Here is a 16,274-nt window from a genome sequence, read left to right as displayed (position 1 = left end):
TCAGTAGTCCGCGACGTGCCGCGTGTCAGCCGATGTCAGTAGCGGCGAGCGAGCCGCAGCCGCGCATCCTCGCGTGCAGCGGGCGGCAGCTCGGGCACGTAGTGGAACGTGCCCGATACGAGCGACGCGACCGGCACGCCATCGCGGAACAGCACGCGATTGCCGGCCAGCGCGGGCACCTTGTCCCCGGGCAACAACGTGCCGGCCAGGTTCAGCGGATCGGCGCCCGTCACGCACACGTACTGCCCGTCGCCCGGTTGGCGACGCAGTTCGCGCAGGATCGGGATCGCTTCCGGCAGCGCGAACTGCTCGCCCGCGAGCCCCGCGACGAAGCGTCCGCCGCGAATCTCGCCGCGCGCTTCGAGACGTTGCAGCACGCGCACGAGTTCGCGCCAGCTCGGCAGCCAGTCGGCCTCGCGTTCGAGCAGCCGCCAGAACACCACGCCGTAGCGGCGCAGCAGCGTCCAGGCGATATGTTCGAGTGCGTCGGGATCGATCGCGGCCGGGCCGCGCTTCGGTGCGGGCGCATTGTCCGGTGCCGAGGCGCGTTGCACGAGCGCCCAGCGGCCGGCGTCGTCCATCCCGCCGATCAGCGCGCCGCCGCGCCGCGTGCGCGGCGCATACGTCGCGCTGCGCTTGACCGCGGGCTTCAACAGCGCGCGCAGCCCGGCGAAGCTGTCCGCATTCACGAGGCCGGCCGACACGAGTTCGCCGAGCGCCTGTTCGAGTTCGACGGGCAGCATGTGCAGTTCGTCGAGCAGCGCGTCGAAGAACATCGCACCATGCGTGGCGAGTGCGTCGCGCACCTGCGTCGCGCGCGCGGACAGCGCCGGTTGCGGGTCCGCGTCGCGCAGCGCCTGCCATGCACCGAGGTGGCGGCGCGGCAGCAGCACGACTGGCGTCGTTTTCACGGGGGCGCCGGCCGCGCGGGCCGGCGCGCCGATTCGGGTCCACACGAGCTTGCCCGAGCGGCACAGCTCGTCGAGGCCGCCTGCCGTGTAGTCGGTCAGGCGCGCGGGCAGCAGCGCGTCTTCCCATGCGCTCGCCGCGGCTTCGTAGCCTTCGAGCTGCGCGACGACGGCCGCGAGCGCGTCGCGGCCCGTGCCGCGCGTGTCGGGCGTCAGGTGCTGCCAGTGGAACAGGAAGCGCATGAAATCGGCGCGCTCGACCGGTTCGATCTCGCGGCGCAGCCGCTTGACCGTGTAGCGATGAATGCGGGCGAGCAGGTGGCGTTCGCACCATTCGTCGGTCGTCGCGCCCGGCGTGAAGCGGCCGCGCATCACGTAGCCTTCGCGCTCCAGTGCCGCAAGCGCAGTTGCAACCTGCGCGGACGGCAGGCCGAGTGGCCGTGCGATCGCGTCGAGCATCAGCGGCCCGAAGCCGGTCAGCCGCGCGCGGATCACATCGACGAGCGCGGCATCGGCTTCCCATGGTTGCGCGCAGGCGGCGGGCACCTTCAGCGCGGGCGCGACGCGTGCGTCGGGGTGCAGCGCGCGCATGCAGACCAGCCGTTCGACCGGCACCCACACCGCTGCGCCGTCCGGCGTGACGAGTTTCGTCGCGCGCCGGCGTTCGGCCAGTTCCGCGAGCCGCTCGGGCCAGCCGTCGTGCGCGCGCGCTTCGCTGTCGGCGACGCAGGCGAGCGTGAGCAGTGCGTCGTGCATTTCGTCGGCATCGCGCACGAGCGGCCATGCTTCGTCGCGCACCGCGTTGATCGCGTCGGCGTCGAGCGCGCCGAGATCGTCGGCCGATTCGGGATCGCTCCAGCGGCGCGACTGCACGGCCTGCGTGCGGCGCTCCTCGAGCGGCGCGTCGTCGAGGAACGCATAGGGCTTCGCGTTCAGTATCTCGGCCGCCAGCGGCGACGGCGCGGGCAGGTCGCGCGCGATCAGCTCGATCGCGCCGCTTTCGATCCGGCGCAGCAGCGCGAGCCAGCCGTCGGTATCCATCGCGTCGTGCAGGCAATCGTCGAGCGTCTGGTCGACGAGCGGATGATGCGGGATCTCGCGTTCGCCGACGATGTTCTCGAGGCACGCGACCTGGTCGGGGAACACGGTCGCGAGCAGGTCCTCGCTCTTCATCCGCTGCAGCTGCGGCGCGGTGCGCCGGCCGCCGGTGAAGCGCGGCAGCGCGAGCGCGGTCGTCGCGTTCCAGCGCCAGCGCACGCCGAACATCGGTGCGTCGAGCAGCGCCTGGACCAGCACGTGCTCGGCGCTGGCCGAGCGGAGGTAGCGCCACACTTCGTCGAGCGCGAAGCTGTGCGCGAGCGACAGCGACAGAATGATCGCGTCGTCGGTCGCGGCCGCCTGCAGCTCGAAGTTGAAACTGCGGCAGAAGCGCTTGCGCAGCGCGAGCCCCCACGCGCGGTTGATGCGGCTGCCGAACGGTGAATGGATCACCAGCTGCGTGCCGCCCGATTCGTCGAAGAAGCGCTCCATCACGAGCGTGTCCTGCGTTGGCAGTGCGCCGAGCGCCGCGCGCGTGCGCGCGAGGTAGTCGACGATCTGGCGGGCCGCATCGGGAGACAGATGTAGATCGTCGACGAGCCAGCGCAGCGCCGGCGCGAGACGGCTTTCGGCCGGTTCGATCGCGGTGCCGACGGCATCGTTGGGCGAATCGGCGGCGGCACGGGCTTGTGCCGCTTGCCTGGCGTTGCCGCGCGTGCCCGTCTTGCCGGCCGCGTCGCCGCTCGTGTGCTTGCGTCCACCGGCCTTCGCGGGCCGATCGCCTTCGGCGAACAGCCCGTCGAGCCGCGCGCGCAGCCGGCCGACCGCCGCCGACAATTCGTCGCTGCGCCCGGGCGCCTCGCCGAGCCAGAACGGAATGCTCGGCGACTGGCCCTGCGCGTCCTCGACACGCACGCGGCCCGTTTCCACGCGAATGATCCGGTACGACTGGTTGCCGAGCTGGAACACGTCGCCCGCGAGGCTCTCGATCGCGAAATCCTCGTTGACCGTGCCGACCTGGAGGCCCTGGGGTTCCAGCAGCACCGCGTAGTCGGCCATGTCGGGAATCGTGCCGCCCGACGTCGTCGCGGTCATCATCGCGTTGCGGCGCCCGCGCACCGTGCCACCGACCACGTCGCGATGCAGATACGCGCCGCGCACGCCGCGCCGGCTCGTGAAGCCTTCCGCGAGCATCTTCATCACGTCGTCGAAGCGTTCCCGCGACAAGCGTGCATAGGGCGCGGCGCGCGTGAAGCTCGCGTACAGCGCGTCCTCCTGCCATTCCGCGCAGGCGACTTCGGCGACGATCTGCTGCGCGAGCACGTCGAGCGGCGCTTCGGGAATCCGCAACGCGTCGAGCTCGCCGCGTTGCACGCAGTCGAGCAGCGCTGCGCATTCGACCAGCTCGTCGCGCGACAGCGGGAACAGGCGGCCCTTCGGCACGCCGCCGACATGGTGACCCGAGCGGCCGACGCGCTGCAGGAACGGCGCGATCCCGCGCGGTGAACCGACCTGGCACACGAGATCGACGTCGCCGATGTCGATGCCGAGTTCGAGCGACGCGGTCGCGACGAGCAGTTTCAATTCGCCGCGCTTGAGCCGTTGCTCGGCTTCGAAGCGATGCTCCTTCGCGAGACTGCCGTGATGCGCCGCGATCGCGTCCTTGCCGAGACGGTCGGCGAGATGGCGCGCCATGCGCTCCGCGGTGCGCCGCGTGTTCACGAACACGAGCGTCGTGCGATGCGCGGCCGCGAGCGCGGCGATGCGGTCGTACACCTGTTCCCACACGTCAGTCGCCATCACCGGTTCGAGCGGCACGTTCGGCAGTTCGAGCGCGAGGTCGCGCTCGCGCGTGTGGCCCGTGTCGACGATCGTGCAGTCGCGCGGCGCGTCGGCCGGGCCGCCGACCAGGAAACGCGCGACCGCGTCGATCGGTTTCTGCGTGGCCGACAACCCGATGCGCGGCAGCGCGCGGCCGGTCAATGCGTCGAGGCGTTCGAGCGACAGCGCGAGGTGGCTGCCGCGCTTGGACGATGCCAGTGCGTGAATCTCGTCGACGATCACCGAACGCACGTTCGACAGCATCTGCCGCCCCGACGTGGACGACAGCAGCACGTATAGCGACTCCGGCGTCGTCACGAGGATGTGCGGCGCGCGCTTGCGCAGCGCCGCGCGTTCGGCCTGCGTGGTGTCGCCGGTGCGCACGGCGGTGCGGATCGCCGGCACCGGCAGGCCGAGTTGCGCGAGCGACTCGGCGATGCCGGCGAGCGGCGCGTCGAGGTTTACGTGGATGTCGTTCGACAGCGCCTTCAGCGGCGACACATAGACGACGAGCGTCGCGTCGGGCAGCGCGCCGTCGTGCGCGAGCGCATCGCGCACGAGGTCGTCGAGCGCGCACAGAAACCCGGTGAGCGTCTTGCCGGAGCCGGTCGGCGCGGCGACAAGCGTCGACCGGCCGGCCTTGATGTGCGGCCACGCGAGCGCCTGCGCGCCGGTGGGCGCGGCGAACGTGCGCCGGAACCACGCGGCGACGGCCGGGTGGAACACGTCGAGCGCACTGGCGGCAGGGCGGGTAGCGGTGACGTCCATCGGAGCGTTGAATTGGGGTGCGAGCGCGTGGGCCGCGCGCACGAATCGTCAGTGTGCCAGACGTCGCGTGTGCGTGCCGGGCAGGTGTGTCGGCGGTTCAAACGTTGATCATACTTCACGCAAAAAGCCTGAATCGTCATCGCTCGGAAAGCCAAGCGGTTCACTCACTACCAACGAGGTAGCCGTCGAGCCGTCCAAATGTCCGGAGCCTGGCTGCCCCCCATGCTTCGCCCTTGGGAAGTATCTTGTCCTGTCTATTTTTCCTGTCTTAGCCACTTCTTATTCACGTACCAACGATTGATTTGGATGCCGAATCCGCCGCAGAAAATCGGATGAAATTGCCCTTGATTATCAAAAAATACCGGGGCGTGAAGGTAGTTGGCATGACCTGTTCGTGACGATAGTTACCCTTGAGCAGCGGCGAGGCATCCGCGATGCCCGACCTACACCTTGGCGTAGTGCCCGGTGCATGACGACATCACATAGCAGCCACAGGCCAGTTGTGCTGGCTCGAAAATCAGCGGGCGCCCATCACACAGTGCAAATTGATCGCCGCCGGATACCAGCGGGAATGTCCCGTTATGCGTGGGACATTCTGCCGTGTCGCCCATGAGGCATTGCGGGACACCGTCCACCGGAAAGCCGGTGGCTTCTGTCATGGTGCCTCCACCGGAATGACGGTCTCCCAAGCGAATCGCTCCATTAGCCATAGTTCGAGGCTCCTCTTTTGTTTCCCGTACCGGACGCTTGCTTCGGTAATCGGGTGGTTGCATGTCATCCGTTCCGCATCACTTCGCCGATCTTCCACGTGAGCAAGCATCAGGACGCGCTTTCAACAGGTCACGCAGGGGCACGTAGTGACATCGGGTTAGGTCTCGTCGTCGTCCGCTAAGCCACAAAGCGCGTCGATCTCGTGCGGGAACCGCGCGTAAGGCACGTTGTATTCGATGACCTCGGCGAGGCTGTCAGGGAAGACCATGCAGACGAGCCAGATCAGCTTGCCGAGCACGAGCCACGGCTTGCTCAGCCAGTTCTTGGCGGTGGGCAGGTCGGTGCGGAACTTGGTGGCCCAATCGCGGTAGCAGCGCAGGAAGGTCTGCTTGCGTGACAGGCGCGGCGGTATGGGCGGAGGCTTGGGTAGTGCATCCGCGCCTTCGTCCATGAAGAGCTGCAGATAATCCCAAAGCTGTCGGGCAGATGCGCCCTGGTCGCGCCAGCCCATATTGCCGCAGGAGACGCAGATTTCCTGCGGCGGGGTGCGCTCCGTGTCGATGTCGATCAGGTAGAGCGGATAGCGGTCGGAATAGCCTGCGGTACTGACGAGCGGGACGTAGCCGACGAAGGCCTGGAGGGCGTCCCAGTCCAGCGCCGTGATATGTTCATCGTAGGGGCTGACGACATAGAGCTTTCGTGTGCCGCGATGGAGGCGCACGAAGCTGCCCCTGAAGCGGCCAGAAAAGTTTCGGAAGCAGATGTACAGCGCGACGGAAGCGGCAACGGCGATACAGGGCATAAGGAAGAGCAGGCCCCATACATCAACGGTAATTGGGGGCGTCGATATCGACCAGAAATAGACCGCTCCTCCAATCCCAACGAGCAGAAATTTGCCGATAGAGCTTGCCCACACATCCCGCACGATGTTGCCTTGAAGCGCCAACTCGACGCATTGGTCGTTCACGCGCCGTACGCCCAGCTCCTGCTGTATCAGGTCAGGCGTACTGGGAATGGCGTGGCGATCCGGTGTGCCACGCCACAAGCGGGTGGCGCCGATGAGCAGACTGGTAGGCAGGCGTCGGAGGGGCGGGGTAGCTTGATGCATGTCAGCCCTCATGCTTCAACGCGCGGTGGTTCCGCCGCTTCTTCGTCAGCCATGCCACAGAGCTTATCGATCTCGCTCGGAAACCGCGCATAGGGCACGTTGTATTCGATGACTTCGGCGAGGCTGTCAGGAAAGACCATGCAGACGAGCCAGATCAGCTTGCCGAGCATGAGCCAGGGCTTGCGCAGCCAGTCCTTGGCGGTGGGCAGGTCGGTGCGGAACTTGGTGGCCCAATCGCGGTAACAGCGCATGAAGGTCTGCTTGCGTGACAGGCGCGGGGGCACCGGCGGCGGCTTGGATAGTGCATCCGCGCCTTCGTCCATGAAGAGTTGCAGATAATCCCAAAGCTGTTTGGCGGATGCGCCTTGGTCGCGCCAGCCCAAATTGCCGCAGGACGCGCAGATTTCCTGCGGTGGAGTGCGCGCCGCGTCGATGCCGATCAGGTAGAGCGGATAGCGGTCGGAATAGCCGGCGGTACTGACGAGTGGGACGTAGCCGGCGAAGGCCTGGAGAGCGTCCCAGTCCAGCGCCGTGAAATGTTCATCGTAGGGGCTGACGACATAGAGCTTTCGTGTGCCGCGATGAAGGCGCACGAAGCTGCCTCTGAAGCGACCTGCAAAATTCCGGAAGCAGTAGTACATCGCGACGGCGATCCCAACAATGAGGAGGAATCCAAAAAGAAGTTGGCCCCACGCAGGGGGCGAACCTGTCGACGTATCTAGGAGCAAAAGTGAGATAACCCCCCCTAATCCAACAAGTAGGGATATTCCAATAAAGCTTGCGTAGACGTTCCGCACGACGTTGCCTTGAAGCGCCAACTCGACGCATTGGGCGTTCACGCGCCGTACGCCCAGCTCCTGCTGTATCAGGTCAGGCGTGCTGGGGATGGCGTGGCGATCGGGTGTGCCACGCCGCAAGCGGGTGGCGCCGATAAGCAGGCTGGTAGGCAAGCGCTGGAGGGGCGGAGTAGCTTGCCGCATGTCAGCCCTCATGCTTCAACGCGCGGTGGTTCCGCCGCTTCTTCGTCAGCCAAGCCACAGAGCTTATCGATCTCGCTCGGAAACTGCGCATAGGGCACGTTGTATTCGATGACCTCGGCGAGGCTGTCAGGAAAGACCATGCAGACGAGCCAGATCAGCTTGCCGAGCACGAGCCACGGCTTGCGCAGCCAGTCCTTGGCGGTGGGCAGGTCGGTGCGGAGCTTGGTGGCCCAATCGCGGTAACAGCGCAGGAAGGTCTGCTTGCGCGACAGGCGTGGGGGCACCGGCGGCGGCTTGGGCAGCGCATCCGCGCCTTCGTTCATGAAGAGTTGCAGATAATCCCAAAGCTGTTGGGCAGATGCGCCTTGGTCGCGCCAGCCCAAATTGCCGCAGGAGACGCAGATTTCCTGCGGCGAGGTGCGCGCCGTGTCTATGCCGATCAAGTAGAGCGGATAGCGGTCGGAATAGCCTGCGGTACTGACGAGCGGGACGTAGCCGGCGAAGGCCTGGAGGGCGTCCCAGTCCAGCGCCGTGAAATGTTCATCGGAGGGACTGACGACATAGAGCTTTCGTGTGCCGCGATGGAGGCGCACGAAGCTGCCTCTGAAGCGGCCAGAAAAGTTTCGGAAGCAGAAGTACAGCGCGACAGAAGCAGCAACGGCGATACAGGGCATAAGGAAGAGCAGGCCCCATACATCAACGGTAATTGGGGGCGTCGATATCGACCAGAAATAGACCGCTCCTCCAATCCCAACGAGCAGAAATTTGCCGATAGAGCTTGCCCACACATCCCGCACGATGTTGCCTTGAAGCGCCAACTCGACGCATTGGTCGTTCACGCGCCGTACGCCCAGTTCCTGCTGTATCAGGTCAGGCGTGCTGGGGATGGCATGGCGATCCGGTGTGCCACGCCGCAAGCGGGTGGCGCCGATGAGCAGGCTGGTGGGCAGGCGCTGGAGGGGCGGGGTAGCTTGATGCATGTCAGCCCTCATGCTTCAACGCGCGGTGGTTCCGCCGCATCTTCGTCAGCCATGCCACAGAGCTTATCGATCTCGCTCGGAAACCGCGCATAGGGCACGTTGTATTCGATGACCTCGGCGAGGCTGTCAGGAAAGACCATGCAGACGAGCCAGATCAGCTTGCCGAGCACGAGCCAGGGCTTGCGCAGCCAGTCTTTGGCGGTGGGCAGGTCGGTGCGGAACTTGGCGGCCCAATCGCGGTAACAGCGCAGGAAGGTCTGCTTGCGTGACAGGCGCGGCGGCACCGGCGGCGGCTTGGGCAGCGCACCCGCGCCTTCGTCCATGAAGAGTTGCAGATAATCCCAAAGCTGTTGGGCAGATGCGCCCTGGTCGCGCCAGCCCAAATTGCCGCAGGACGCGCAGATTTCCTGCGGTGGAGTGCGTTCCGTGTCGATGCCGATCAGGTAGAGCGGATAGCGGTCGGAATAGCCGGCGGTACTGACGAGCGGGACGTATCCGGCGAAGGCCTGGAGGGCGTCCCAGTCGAGCGCCGTGAAATGTTCATCGTAGGGGCTGACGACATAGAGCTTTCGTGTGCCGCGGTGGAGGCGCACGAAGCTGCCTCTGAAGCGACCTGCAAAATTCCGGAAGCAGTAGTACATCGCGATGGTGATCGTAACAGTGAGGAGCACTCCAAAAAGCAGATGGCCCCAATTTGTCGACTTATCCAATGCTCGGAGAGAGACAGCAAGCCCCGCGCCAACGAGTAGCGCTTTGCCGATAAAGCTTGCCCACACATCCCGCACGATGTTGCCCTGAAGCACTAATTCGACGCATTGGGCGTTCACGCGCCGTACGCCCAGTTCCTGCTGTATCAGGTCAGGCGTGCTGGGGATGGCGTGGCGATCGGGTGTGCCACGCCGCAAGCGGGTGGCGCCGATAAGCAGGCTGGTAGGCAGGCGCTGGAGGGGCGGAGTAGCTTGCCGCATGTCAGCCCTCATGCTTCAACGCGCGGTGGTTCCGCCGCTTCTTCGTCAGCCAAGCCACAGAGCTTATCGATCTCGCTCGGAAACCGCGCATAGGGCACGTTGTATTCGATGACCTCGGCGAGGCTGTCAGGAAAGACCATGCAGACGAGCCAGATCAGCTTGCCGAGCACGAGCCAGGGCTTGCGCAGCCAGTCTTTGGCGGTGGGCAGGTCGGTGCGGAACTTGGCGGCCCAATCGCGGTAACAGCGCAGGAAGGTCTGCTTGCGTGACAGGCGCGGCGGCACCGGCGGCGGCTTGGGCAGCGCACCCGCGCCTTCGTCCATGAAGAGTTGCAGATAATCCCAAAGCTGTTTGGCGGATGCGCCTTGGTCGCGCCAGCCCAAATTGCCGCAGGACGCGCAGATTTCCTGTGGTGGAGTGCGCGCCGCGTCGATGCCGATCAGGTAGAGCGGATAGCGGTCGGAATAGCCGGCGGTACTGACGATCGGGACGTAGCCCGCGAAGGCCTGGAGGGCGTCCCAGTCCAGCGCCGTGAAATGTTCATCGTAGGGGCTGACGACATAGAGCTTTCGTGTGCCGCGATGGAGGCGCACGAAGCTGCCTCTGAAGCGGCCAGAAAAGTTTCGGAAGCAGAAGTACAGCGCGACAGAAGCAGCAACGGCGATACAGGGCATAAGGAAGAGCAGGCCCCATACATCAACGGTAATTGGGGGCGTCGATATCGACCAGAAATAGACCGCTCCTCCAATCCCAACGAGCAGAAATTTGCCGATAGAGCTTGCCCACACATCCCGCACGATGTTGCCTTGAAGCGCCAACTCGACGCATTGGTCGTTCACGCGCCGTACGCCCAGCTCTTGCTGTAGCAGGTCAGGCGTGCTGGGAATGGCGTGGCGATCCGGTGCGCCACGCCGCAAGCGGGTGGCGCCGATGAGCAGGCTGGTGGGCAGGCGCTGGAGGGTGTTGGGGGAGCATTTCATTTGGGAGGCCTGACGGGGGTCAGTTTGGCAGGATCAATGGTCGGAGAGAGCCAGCCGGACGAGGTAAAGACCAAGGGCTCGGGCGCACCTGGCTGTTCAACGCCGATCGTTGGCAGTTTTTGCGGATCGGGCCGGAAGAAATACTTCAACTCGACCTGGGCATCCTTGTGCATGGCGATGCGCCAGCCGCGCTCCACGCCCACACCATCGGTGAGCGGCCCGATGATGTAATGGCTTTCGAGGTTGATCAAGGCGCCCGGACGCGTCAGCGCGCTGTGCGCGTCGATCTTTTCTAGCGGCTGCCCGCGCAAGAGCACCCGTAGATCGGTCTGCAGGTCATCCGCTGCGTAACCGGCGGCGACCGTGCAACGAAGCCGCAGGATGCCGGCGATACCATGCTCCGGTTCCCACACGGCACCGATCTGAGGACTGTATTGCAGGCTATGCCAGGCTTCCAGTTCCTGCGCCAGCGAGTAGCGCGGCGTTAGGACGCCCCAGGCGGAGTGGCTGAGCAGGATTTCCACCGGGCCGTGTTGTGTCGTGCCCGCCCGAATCGTGTAATAGGCGACGGTCCCCACAGTTAGGATGAAGATCAGCGCCCAACCGAAGGGCGTAATGCCAAGAGTCCAGAGGGGGGCGGCGGTGCCGGCTAGGGCTGCCAAGCTGGCTGTGCCGCCTGCTGCGATTGCGAAAGCTGAGACGCCGCCAAACAGGGCGGATTTCAGATACATAGCGGCTTGTTCCGGGTTGGCTTGGTTTCCGGCCTTGATGCTGCGCACACCGTCGGCCACGGCGAGCACCGCGGTGCCCAGCGAACCAAATACGGTGGTTCCCCACTTCAATCCGAAGACCTTGAGGACTGTAGCCAATGCCGTGTTGCCACGCCGCGATGCGATCGTAGAGACGCTTACCGTCGTCACTTCCAGGCTCGCTCCGACCAAGGCAAGCAGGGCGCCAATGCCTGTCACGGAATTTACGAAGTTTTTGTTTTCCTTCCAGTCTTTACTTGCATTCCTCATCCCCCAAATCGCCAACCCACCTCCAATCCAGGTAAATCCGAACCCCACCGGCCCCCGCAAGCGCTTGAGATTGCGCAGCAAGGGGTTGCCGGACGGATCCATCGGCCTGGGCTGCCCGATGACATGAGCGGTACCCACCGTTTCAAATTCCCACACGTCGACCTGTTCGACCATCGAGACGCGCGTGGTGCCGGGCTTTAGGCCTGGCGCGGTATCGACCTGGACTCTCCAACGGGTCTCGCGATCCTGGAAGCTTGCATAGCCCTGCACCTCCAGACTCCATGCGAGGTACTGGTCGCGGGATACCGAGCGGCAGCCGAGCACGCACGCGAAGCGGCGTTCGGCCAGATGACGCCAGCGCCTGACCTGGATATCGGCCTTCTCCAGGGGGGCGGTGGCGACATAGGAATAGATGAGCCGCGCGAGCATGTCCGTGACGATGGTGCCGGGCCGCTCGTCGAGCATCTTGTCCACTACGTCGAAGACGCCCCTGGCGAGGGTGAGCGGCGTGGCAAAGCGATTCATGAGCGGTTCGTCGCCCGCGCTCAGGGCTTGCCACAGCGCGCTGACTTCCGGCGGCTGCTCAATGATCCTCGCCAGTTCGGCCCGACCGCCCTCCGTGTGCACGGCGGCGGCGAGGCAGTTCAGCACGGCGATTTCGAAATCGCGGGCATTGTCGGCGCACGACAGGTCAAACAGCTTGAACGCTTTGCCGACGAGCAGGGACGCGTCTACCAGCTTGACCCATGCAGCGACATCTGCGCCAGTTTTGTCGACCGGGACTTGCAACGCTTTCAGTGCTTTCTCATAGGTCGGCCGGAAGGCGCGTGCGCCCTTGAGGTCGACGAGTTCGCGCTGACGTTGGAGTGCATGTTGGGTGTCCGGCGTCTGGGCCTGCCGTTCGGCATAGGTGAAATAACCGTCGATCAGCGCGGCGCTTTGAAGCCGGTGCTTGCTGGCCTTCTGGTAGTTGTCGCGCTTTTGCACTTCCAACGCGCAGAGATGCCCCAGCTCGCTGGCGATACCGATGGGGTCCTGCAATGCCACCGCCAACGGCGGCGTGTCCTTGCGCGGCACCAGCGCAATGTGCATGGCGCTGAGAATACGGGCGTAGTCGGGCTTGTCGGTTCGGAGCTTGATCTCGCTCCACGGGTAGTCTAGTGCCACACCCGACACGGAAGCGATGAGTTCCGGTGTGGCGTTGCCCAGCAACACCGCATCGAACACATGACGTTGCTCGGGGCCGCCACCGGGTTTCACGGTCGTCGCCAAGGCGTCGCGCAGCCCACCCTCGTTGGTTTCGATCCACCAGAGCGTGCCGTGCGTCAGCAGCGTGTCGCTGACCATCACGTAGACGGTATCGGCGGTGCCCTTGTCCGGCGCCAGCAAATAAGGGGTCGCGCGTGTCTCGTCGGGACGCGCCACGCGGCCGGGCGCATCGTCGTTATAGTCCGCGGCAGTCCACTTGATGGGCGCGAAACGCACGTCGGCCGTCACCTTGTAGTGCGTCGTCATCATGCGTCCACCTTGATAAAAGAACAGATAGACGTAGGTGCCAGGGCGCAGCACGCGCAGGCCGTAGGCCTTGCCACCTTGCAGCGCAGGGTAGCCGGCCACACTGAGCTCGGGATAGGCCTTCGCATCGTATGGTTGGTCCGCAATGCCGTAGCGCAGCGGATAGAGGGGAATGCCATGCTCGCAGGGCGGTGCGGATAGGCTGTCGCAGGTTTTGGCGTTGGGGCTGTCCGGTTGCACGGCCCGCTGGAGTCGATTTGTCATGGCGGCGTGTGCTTAGAAGGTGAGGGACGCAATCTGGGTCAGGCGCGCCGTGATGGCAAACAGTCTTGACATGCCGTGGTCTTCGCGCCGGTTCAGCAGCGCATGCACGGTTTTGTCCTCGACGAAAGGCTCGCGCGGATAGCGCAGCCGCAGTTCCATGTAGTAGCGGATATCGCATTCCAGCCGGAAGCCGAACTGATGCGCTTCGTCGGCGAACGTCGCCAACGACCGACGCAAGACAAGCTGCGCGTCGGCAGGAGCGTAGGCGGGGAAGCGTCGCGTGAGCGTATGAGCAAACTCGCGCATGAACCACGCACGTCCAGCCAGGTTCAACGCGGCTTCGTCGCTTGGCGTCAATGCGAGGTGATGATCGATCGACAACGGGGGCGCCTTGCGATCAGGCGCATCGGCACGCAGCCAAGTGTCGGTTTGCGTTTCACCGTCGTGCCAGATACACGCTTCAATCGGACCGAACAGTTGGGCGCGCTGGTCTTCGGGCAGTGCCTCGCAGCATTCTTCGAGCGCGCGTGTGATGTGCAGGCCGAATGCGACAGGCCATCCGTCCGCAGCGATAAACTGATGCAGCCCCTGCACGTGGCTGACCAACACGTTTTCATCATTCGGTCCAAGCAGAATCACGCCAGCTTGCTGGGGTATCCAGATCGCGACGGCATGGGCCAGCAGCGCCGCATCCAGTGGGACCAGTAATGGACCGTGGCGATAGCCGGGAAGCGCGTACTCCAGCGGCGTATCGCGCCATACCCAGCGGTAGTCGAAGCCATGGATGGTCGCGATAACTTCTTCCTCCAACGCTTCGCTATGCGCGCCGCTGAGCAAGAGCCATGGTCGTGGACCGGATTGCAAAGCCGACCAGGCCGGTTCGACGATGGCGCGCACGACCTGGCGTGGCCAGCCTGCGTCGACGGTGTGCGGTTCCATCAAGCTGCTCCTTTACCGCAGGGGCAGGGTTTGCGCGGGCAGGTACCGTCTGCGCGCATCGCGCAGGCACGATCCATGGGCAGGCCGGTGTTAGGGGCGCCGGCGATGCCCAGCGCATTGCCGCGCCCGCCGGTTTGCAGGCGCAACGGTCCTTCGAGCTTGATCGCGATCCCGCTGATCGTGATTCCGGATGCATCGATACGCAGCGTCCCACCGGGACCCCTGATGACGATGACGTTGGCGGCGCCCAGTTCATAGACGCGGGTTTTTCGGCGAATCGCCTGACCGGCGGCCAATTGAGCGTAGCCTGCGACCTTTTCCTCGAGATGACCGCCAATCGTGATCGAGTGGTTGGCGGTGGTCGTGTCGTGGCGGTGGTTGCCGACTTCTTCGGTGCGGTCTTTGCCGATACGGACAGTGTGATTACGCTCGATGGCAAGGAAATCGTCTTGGCCGATCTGATGCCGCCGGTCCTGACCGATCGTCACCTGTTCGTCGTTGCCGACCGTTTCCTTGCGGTCGTGGCCGATGGCGACGGTTTCATCATGTTCGACGTTTTCGCTACGGTCATGGCCGACGAAGGTAGTTTCGTCATGGTTGACGTGAACGTTCTGGTCTTTCTGCGCGTGGACGAAGATTTCTTCCTGATCCTTCTCGTCCTCGAAGCGCAGCTCGTTGAAGCCGTCGCCCTTGTGGGTCTTGCTCTTGATGGTCATGCGCGTCTTGTGGCGCGGCAGCTCGTAGGGCGGTAGCTGCGTAGCCATGAACGTACGCCCGATGATGATCGGCTGGTCGGGATCGCCGTTGACGAAAATCACCAGGACTTCCTGCCCGATGCGCGGGATGGCGATGTGCCCCCAAGTGGCGCCGGCCCAGTTCTGGACGGCGCGTACCCAACAGGAGCTGTGATCATCGAACGTACCGCGGCGATCCCACGGAAACTGAATTTTTACCCGCGCCCACTCATCGCAAAAAATTTCTTCGCCTTCCGGGCCGACCACTGTCGCCGGTTGCGGGCCATCGATGCGGGGCTTGGGCAAGGGCTCCGGCCGCCATTCCACGTCATCCGGCACGAGTTCGGCGGTGTAGCTGTAGTGAGTGCCCTGTTCCGCACCGACGCTGTCTTCTTCCAGGCTGGTGTGCTGCACGCCGCGGTGGCGCATGCGAATGACGCGCCAGCCGCGGTTCCACGCGTCACGCGGGTGATCGGTCAAATCGAAGGCCAAGCCTGGCTGGAGACGTGCGTCATCGCCTTCCACTGTGGCCACCTTGGCGTCGCGCCGATGTCCGCGCAGGCGATTCAGGGTGAACGGCGTTCCAGCCGCATCTTGCTTGTATCTCCCGGGGTAGTCGAAACGCTCGTAGTGATCGCCTTGGTGTTCCAGGTCAGATGCCCGTGGCGAGTGTTCCTGGTTGTAGCGCGGGTGGGTAAAAACGTAGTCGCGCTGGGTTTGCTGGGCGGTGCGGACGTTTTCTGTGTATCGGAACCGCCGCAGCGCGGGTTCCGGCTGGTCGCCGCCGGCCATTGGGTTATACAAGACGGGACCGCCTTGAATTCCTCCGTAAATCCAGAGCCGGTCACAATAGATCAGCTTATGTTCGTTCTCGGTATGCAGAAAGCCGTGGACGAAGCCTTCTTCCCGTGCGATGCGCTCCAAAAAGTAAGCATGGGTGTCGCCGGCTTGTACGCAATATTCACGGGTGAGATGTTCGGTCGAGTCGTCAAAGTCGACGTGCACGATGCGCTGTTCTTTGAGCACCCTGGCGATGATTTGGGGGACTGTTTCGGCCTGGAAGGCCCGCCAGTCGGAGCCGAGTTCGAGGCGGGCGAGTTCCGGTTCGACCACCGCGTAGTAGAACGTTCGCCGGAAGCCGGTTTCACCTTGCTCGAAACTCGAAACGACGCCATGCACATAACGCACAGGCGCGTCGCTCTGCCAGATAGTGAGTGCAGCCGGGCAATCCAGCACTTTGCCGAAGTCGACGGCCGGATCGGCGCTGACGAGTGTCAGCCGTAACCGATACCCTTCGGACAGACCCTCGTCGAGGTCGAACTCGACGACATCAAGCGGGACATCGCCGACCTTCAACGTAAAACGCACATTGGATTGCGCGGCCATCGTCAGGTGTCCATTCCTTATCTGAACTGAAGCGACGCACTTCGTGCATGCCTCGAGTTTCTGGCGGCGTCACAGCGGGATGGATCAATCCATCGTGCGCGATGCCGGTCGATGTGGTGCTGTGATATGGATGCCCATGGGGCACGTTACCGGTG

10 protein-coding genes are annotated in these 16,274 nt (G+C 64.4%); all 10 read right to left on the bottom strand.

What is annotated here, in order from left to right:
- Positions 1 to 35: 35 nt before the first annotated feature.
- Positions 36 to 4,535 (bottom strand): DEAD/DEAH box helicase, encoded by a 4,500-nt coding sequence (locus tag BTE28158_RS23505; RefSeq protein ID WP_151048896.1) that lies wholly within the window; start codon positions 4,533 to 4,535, stop codon positions 36 to 38.
- A 443-nt stretch (positions 4,536 to 4,978) separates the two neighbouring features.
- Positions 4,979 to 5,245 (bottom strand): PAAR domain-containing protein, encoded by a 267-nt coding sequence (locus BTE28158_RS23500; RefSeq protein ID WP_151048912.1) that lies wholly within the window; start codon positions 5,243 to 5,245, stop codon positions 4,979 to 4,981.
- 158 nt (positions 5,246 to 5,403) lie between these two features.
- Complete coding sequence (locus BTE28158_RS23495) at positions 5,404 to 6,354, bottom strand: DUF6708 domain-containing protein (protein WP_151048895.1); 951 nt, start codon at positions 6,352 to 6,354, stop codon at positions 5,404 to 5,406.
- Between the two features lie 8 nt (positions 6,355 to 6,362).
- The gene (locus BTE28158_RS23490; RefSeq protein ID WP_151048894.1) at positions 6,363 to 7,334 is read right to left on the bottom strand and encodes a DUF6708 domain-containing protein; all 972 of its coding nucleotides are present in this window, start codon (positions 7,332 to 7,334) and stop codon (positions 6,363 to 6,365) included.
- Between the two features lie 8 nt (positions 7,335 to 7,342).
- Positions 7,343 to 8,314, bottom strand: coding sequence for a DUF6708 domain-containing protein (locus tag BTE28158_RS23485; RefSeq protein ID WP_151048893.1), 972 nt, complete (start codon positions 8,312 to 8,314; stop codon positions 7,343 to 7,345).
- An 8-nt stretch (positions 8,315 to 8,322) separates the two neighbouring features.
- Positions 8,323 to 9,282: a DUF6708 domain-containing protein gene (locus tag BTE28158_RS23480; RefSeq protein WP_174920117.1), complete on the bottom strand. Its 960-nt coding sequence runs from the start codon at positions 9,280 to 9,282 to the stop codon at positions 8,323 to 8,325.
- Between the two features lie 8 nt (positions 9,283 to 9,290).
- Positions 9,291 to 10,262: a DUF6708 domain-containing protein gene (locus BTE28158_RS23475; protein ID WP_151048818.1), complete on the bottom strand. Its 972-nt coding sequence runs from the start codon at positions 10,260 to 10,262 to the stop codon at positions 9,291 to 9,293.
- Positions 10,259 to 13,060 (bottom strand): toxin VasX, encoded by a 2,802-nt coding sequence (locus tag BTE28158_RS23470; protein WP_151048817.1) that lies wholly within the window; start codon positions 13,058 to 13,060, stop codon positions 10,259 to 10,261. Before BTE28158_RS23470 ends, BTE28158_RS23475 begins: the two co-directional genes overlap by 4 nt.
- A gap of 12 nt (positions 13,061 to 13,072) precedes the next feature.
- Complete coding sequence (locus tag BTE28158_RS23465) at positions 13,073 to 13,999, bottom strand: DUF4123 domain-containing protein (RefSeq protein ID WP_151048816.1); 927 nt, start codon at positions 13,997 to 13,999, stop codon at positions 13,073 to 13,075.
- Positions 13,999 to 16,119 carry a type VI secretion system Vgr family protein gene (locus tag BTE28158_RS23460; RefSeq protein ID WP_151048815.1) on the bottom strand — a complete coding sequence of 707 codons (2,121 nt, stop codon included), beginning with the start codon at positions 16,117 to 16,119 and terminating at the stop codon, positions 13,999 to 14,001. The genes BTE28158_RS23465 and BTE28158_RS23460 overlap by 1 nt, the downstream gene beginning before the upstream one ends.
- Positions 16,120 to 16,274: the final 155 nt, after the last annotated feature.

It is taken from the genome of Burkholderia diffusa, from assembly GCF_902499115.1.
GTDB lineage: Bacteria > Pseudomonadota > Gammaproteobacteria > Burkholderiales > Burkholderiaceae > Burkholderia > Burkholderia diffusa.
The sequence above is the reverse complement of the archived record's forward strand: the minus strand, read 5'-3'. Positions and strand labels throughout refer to the sequence as shown.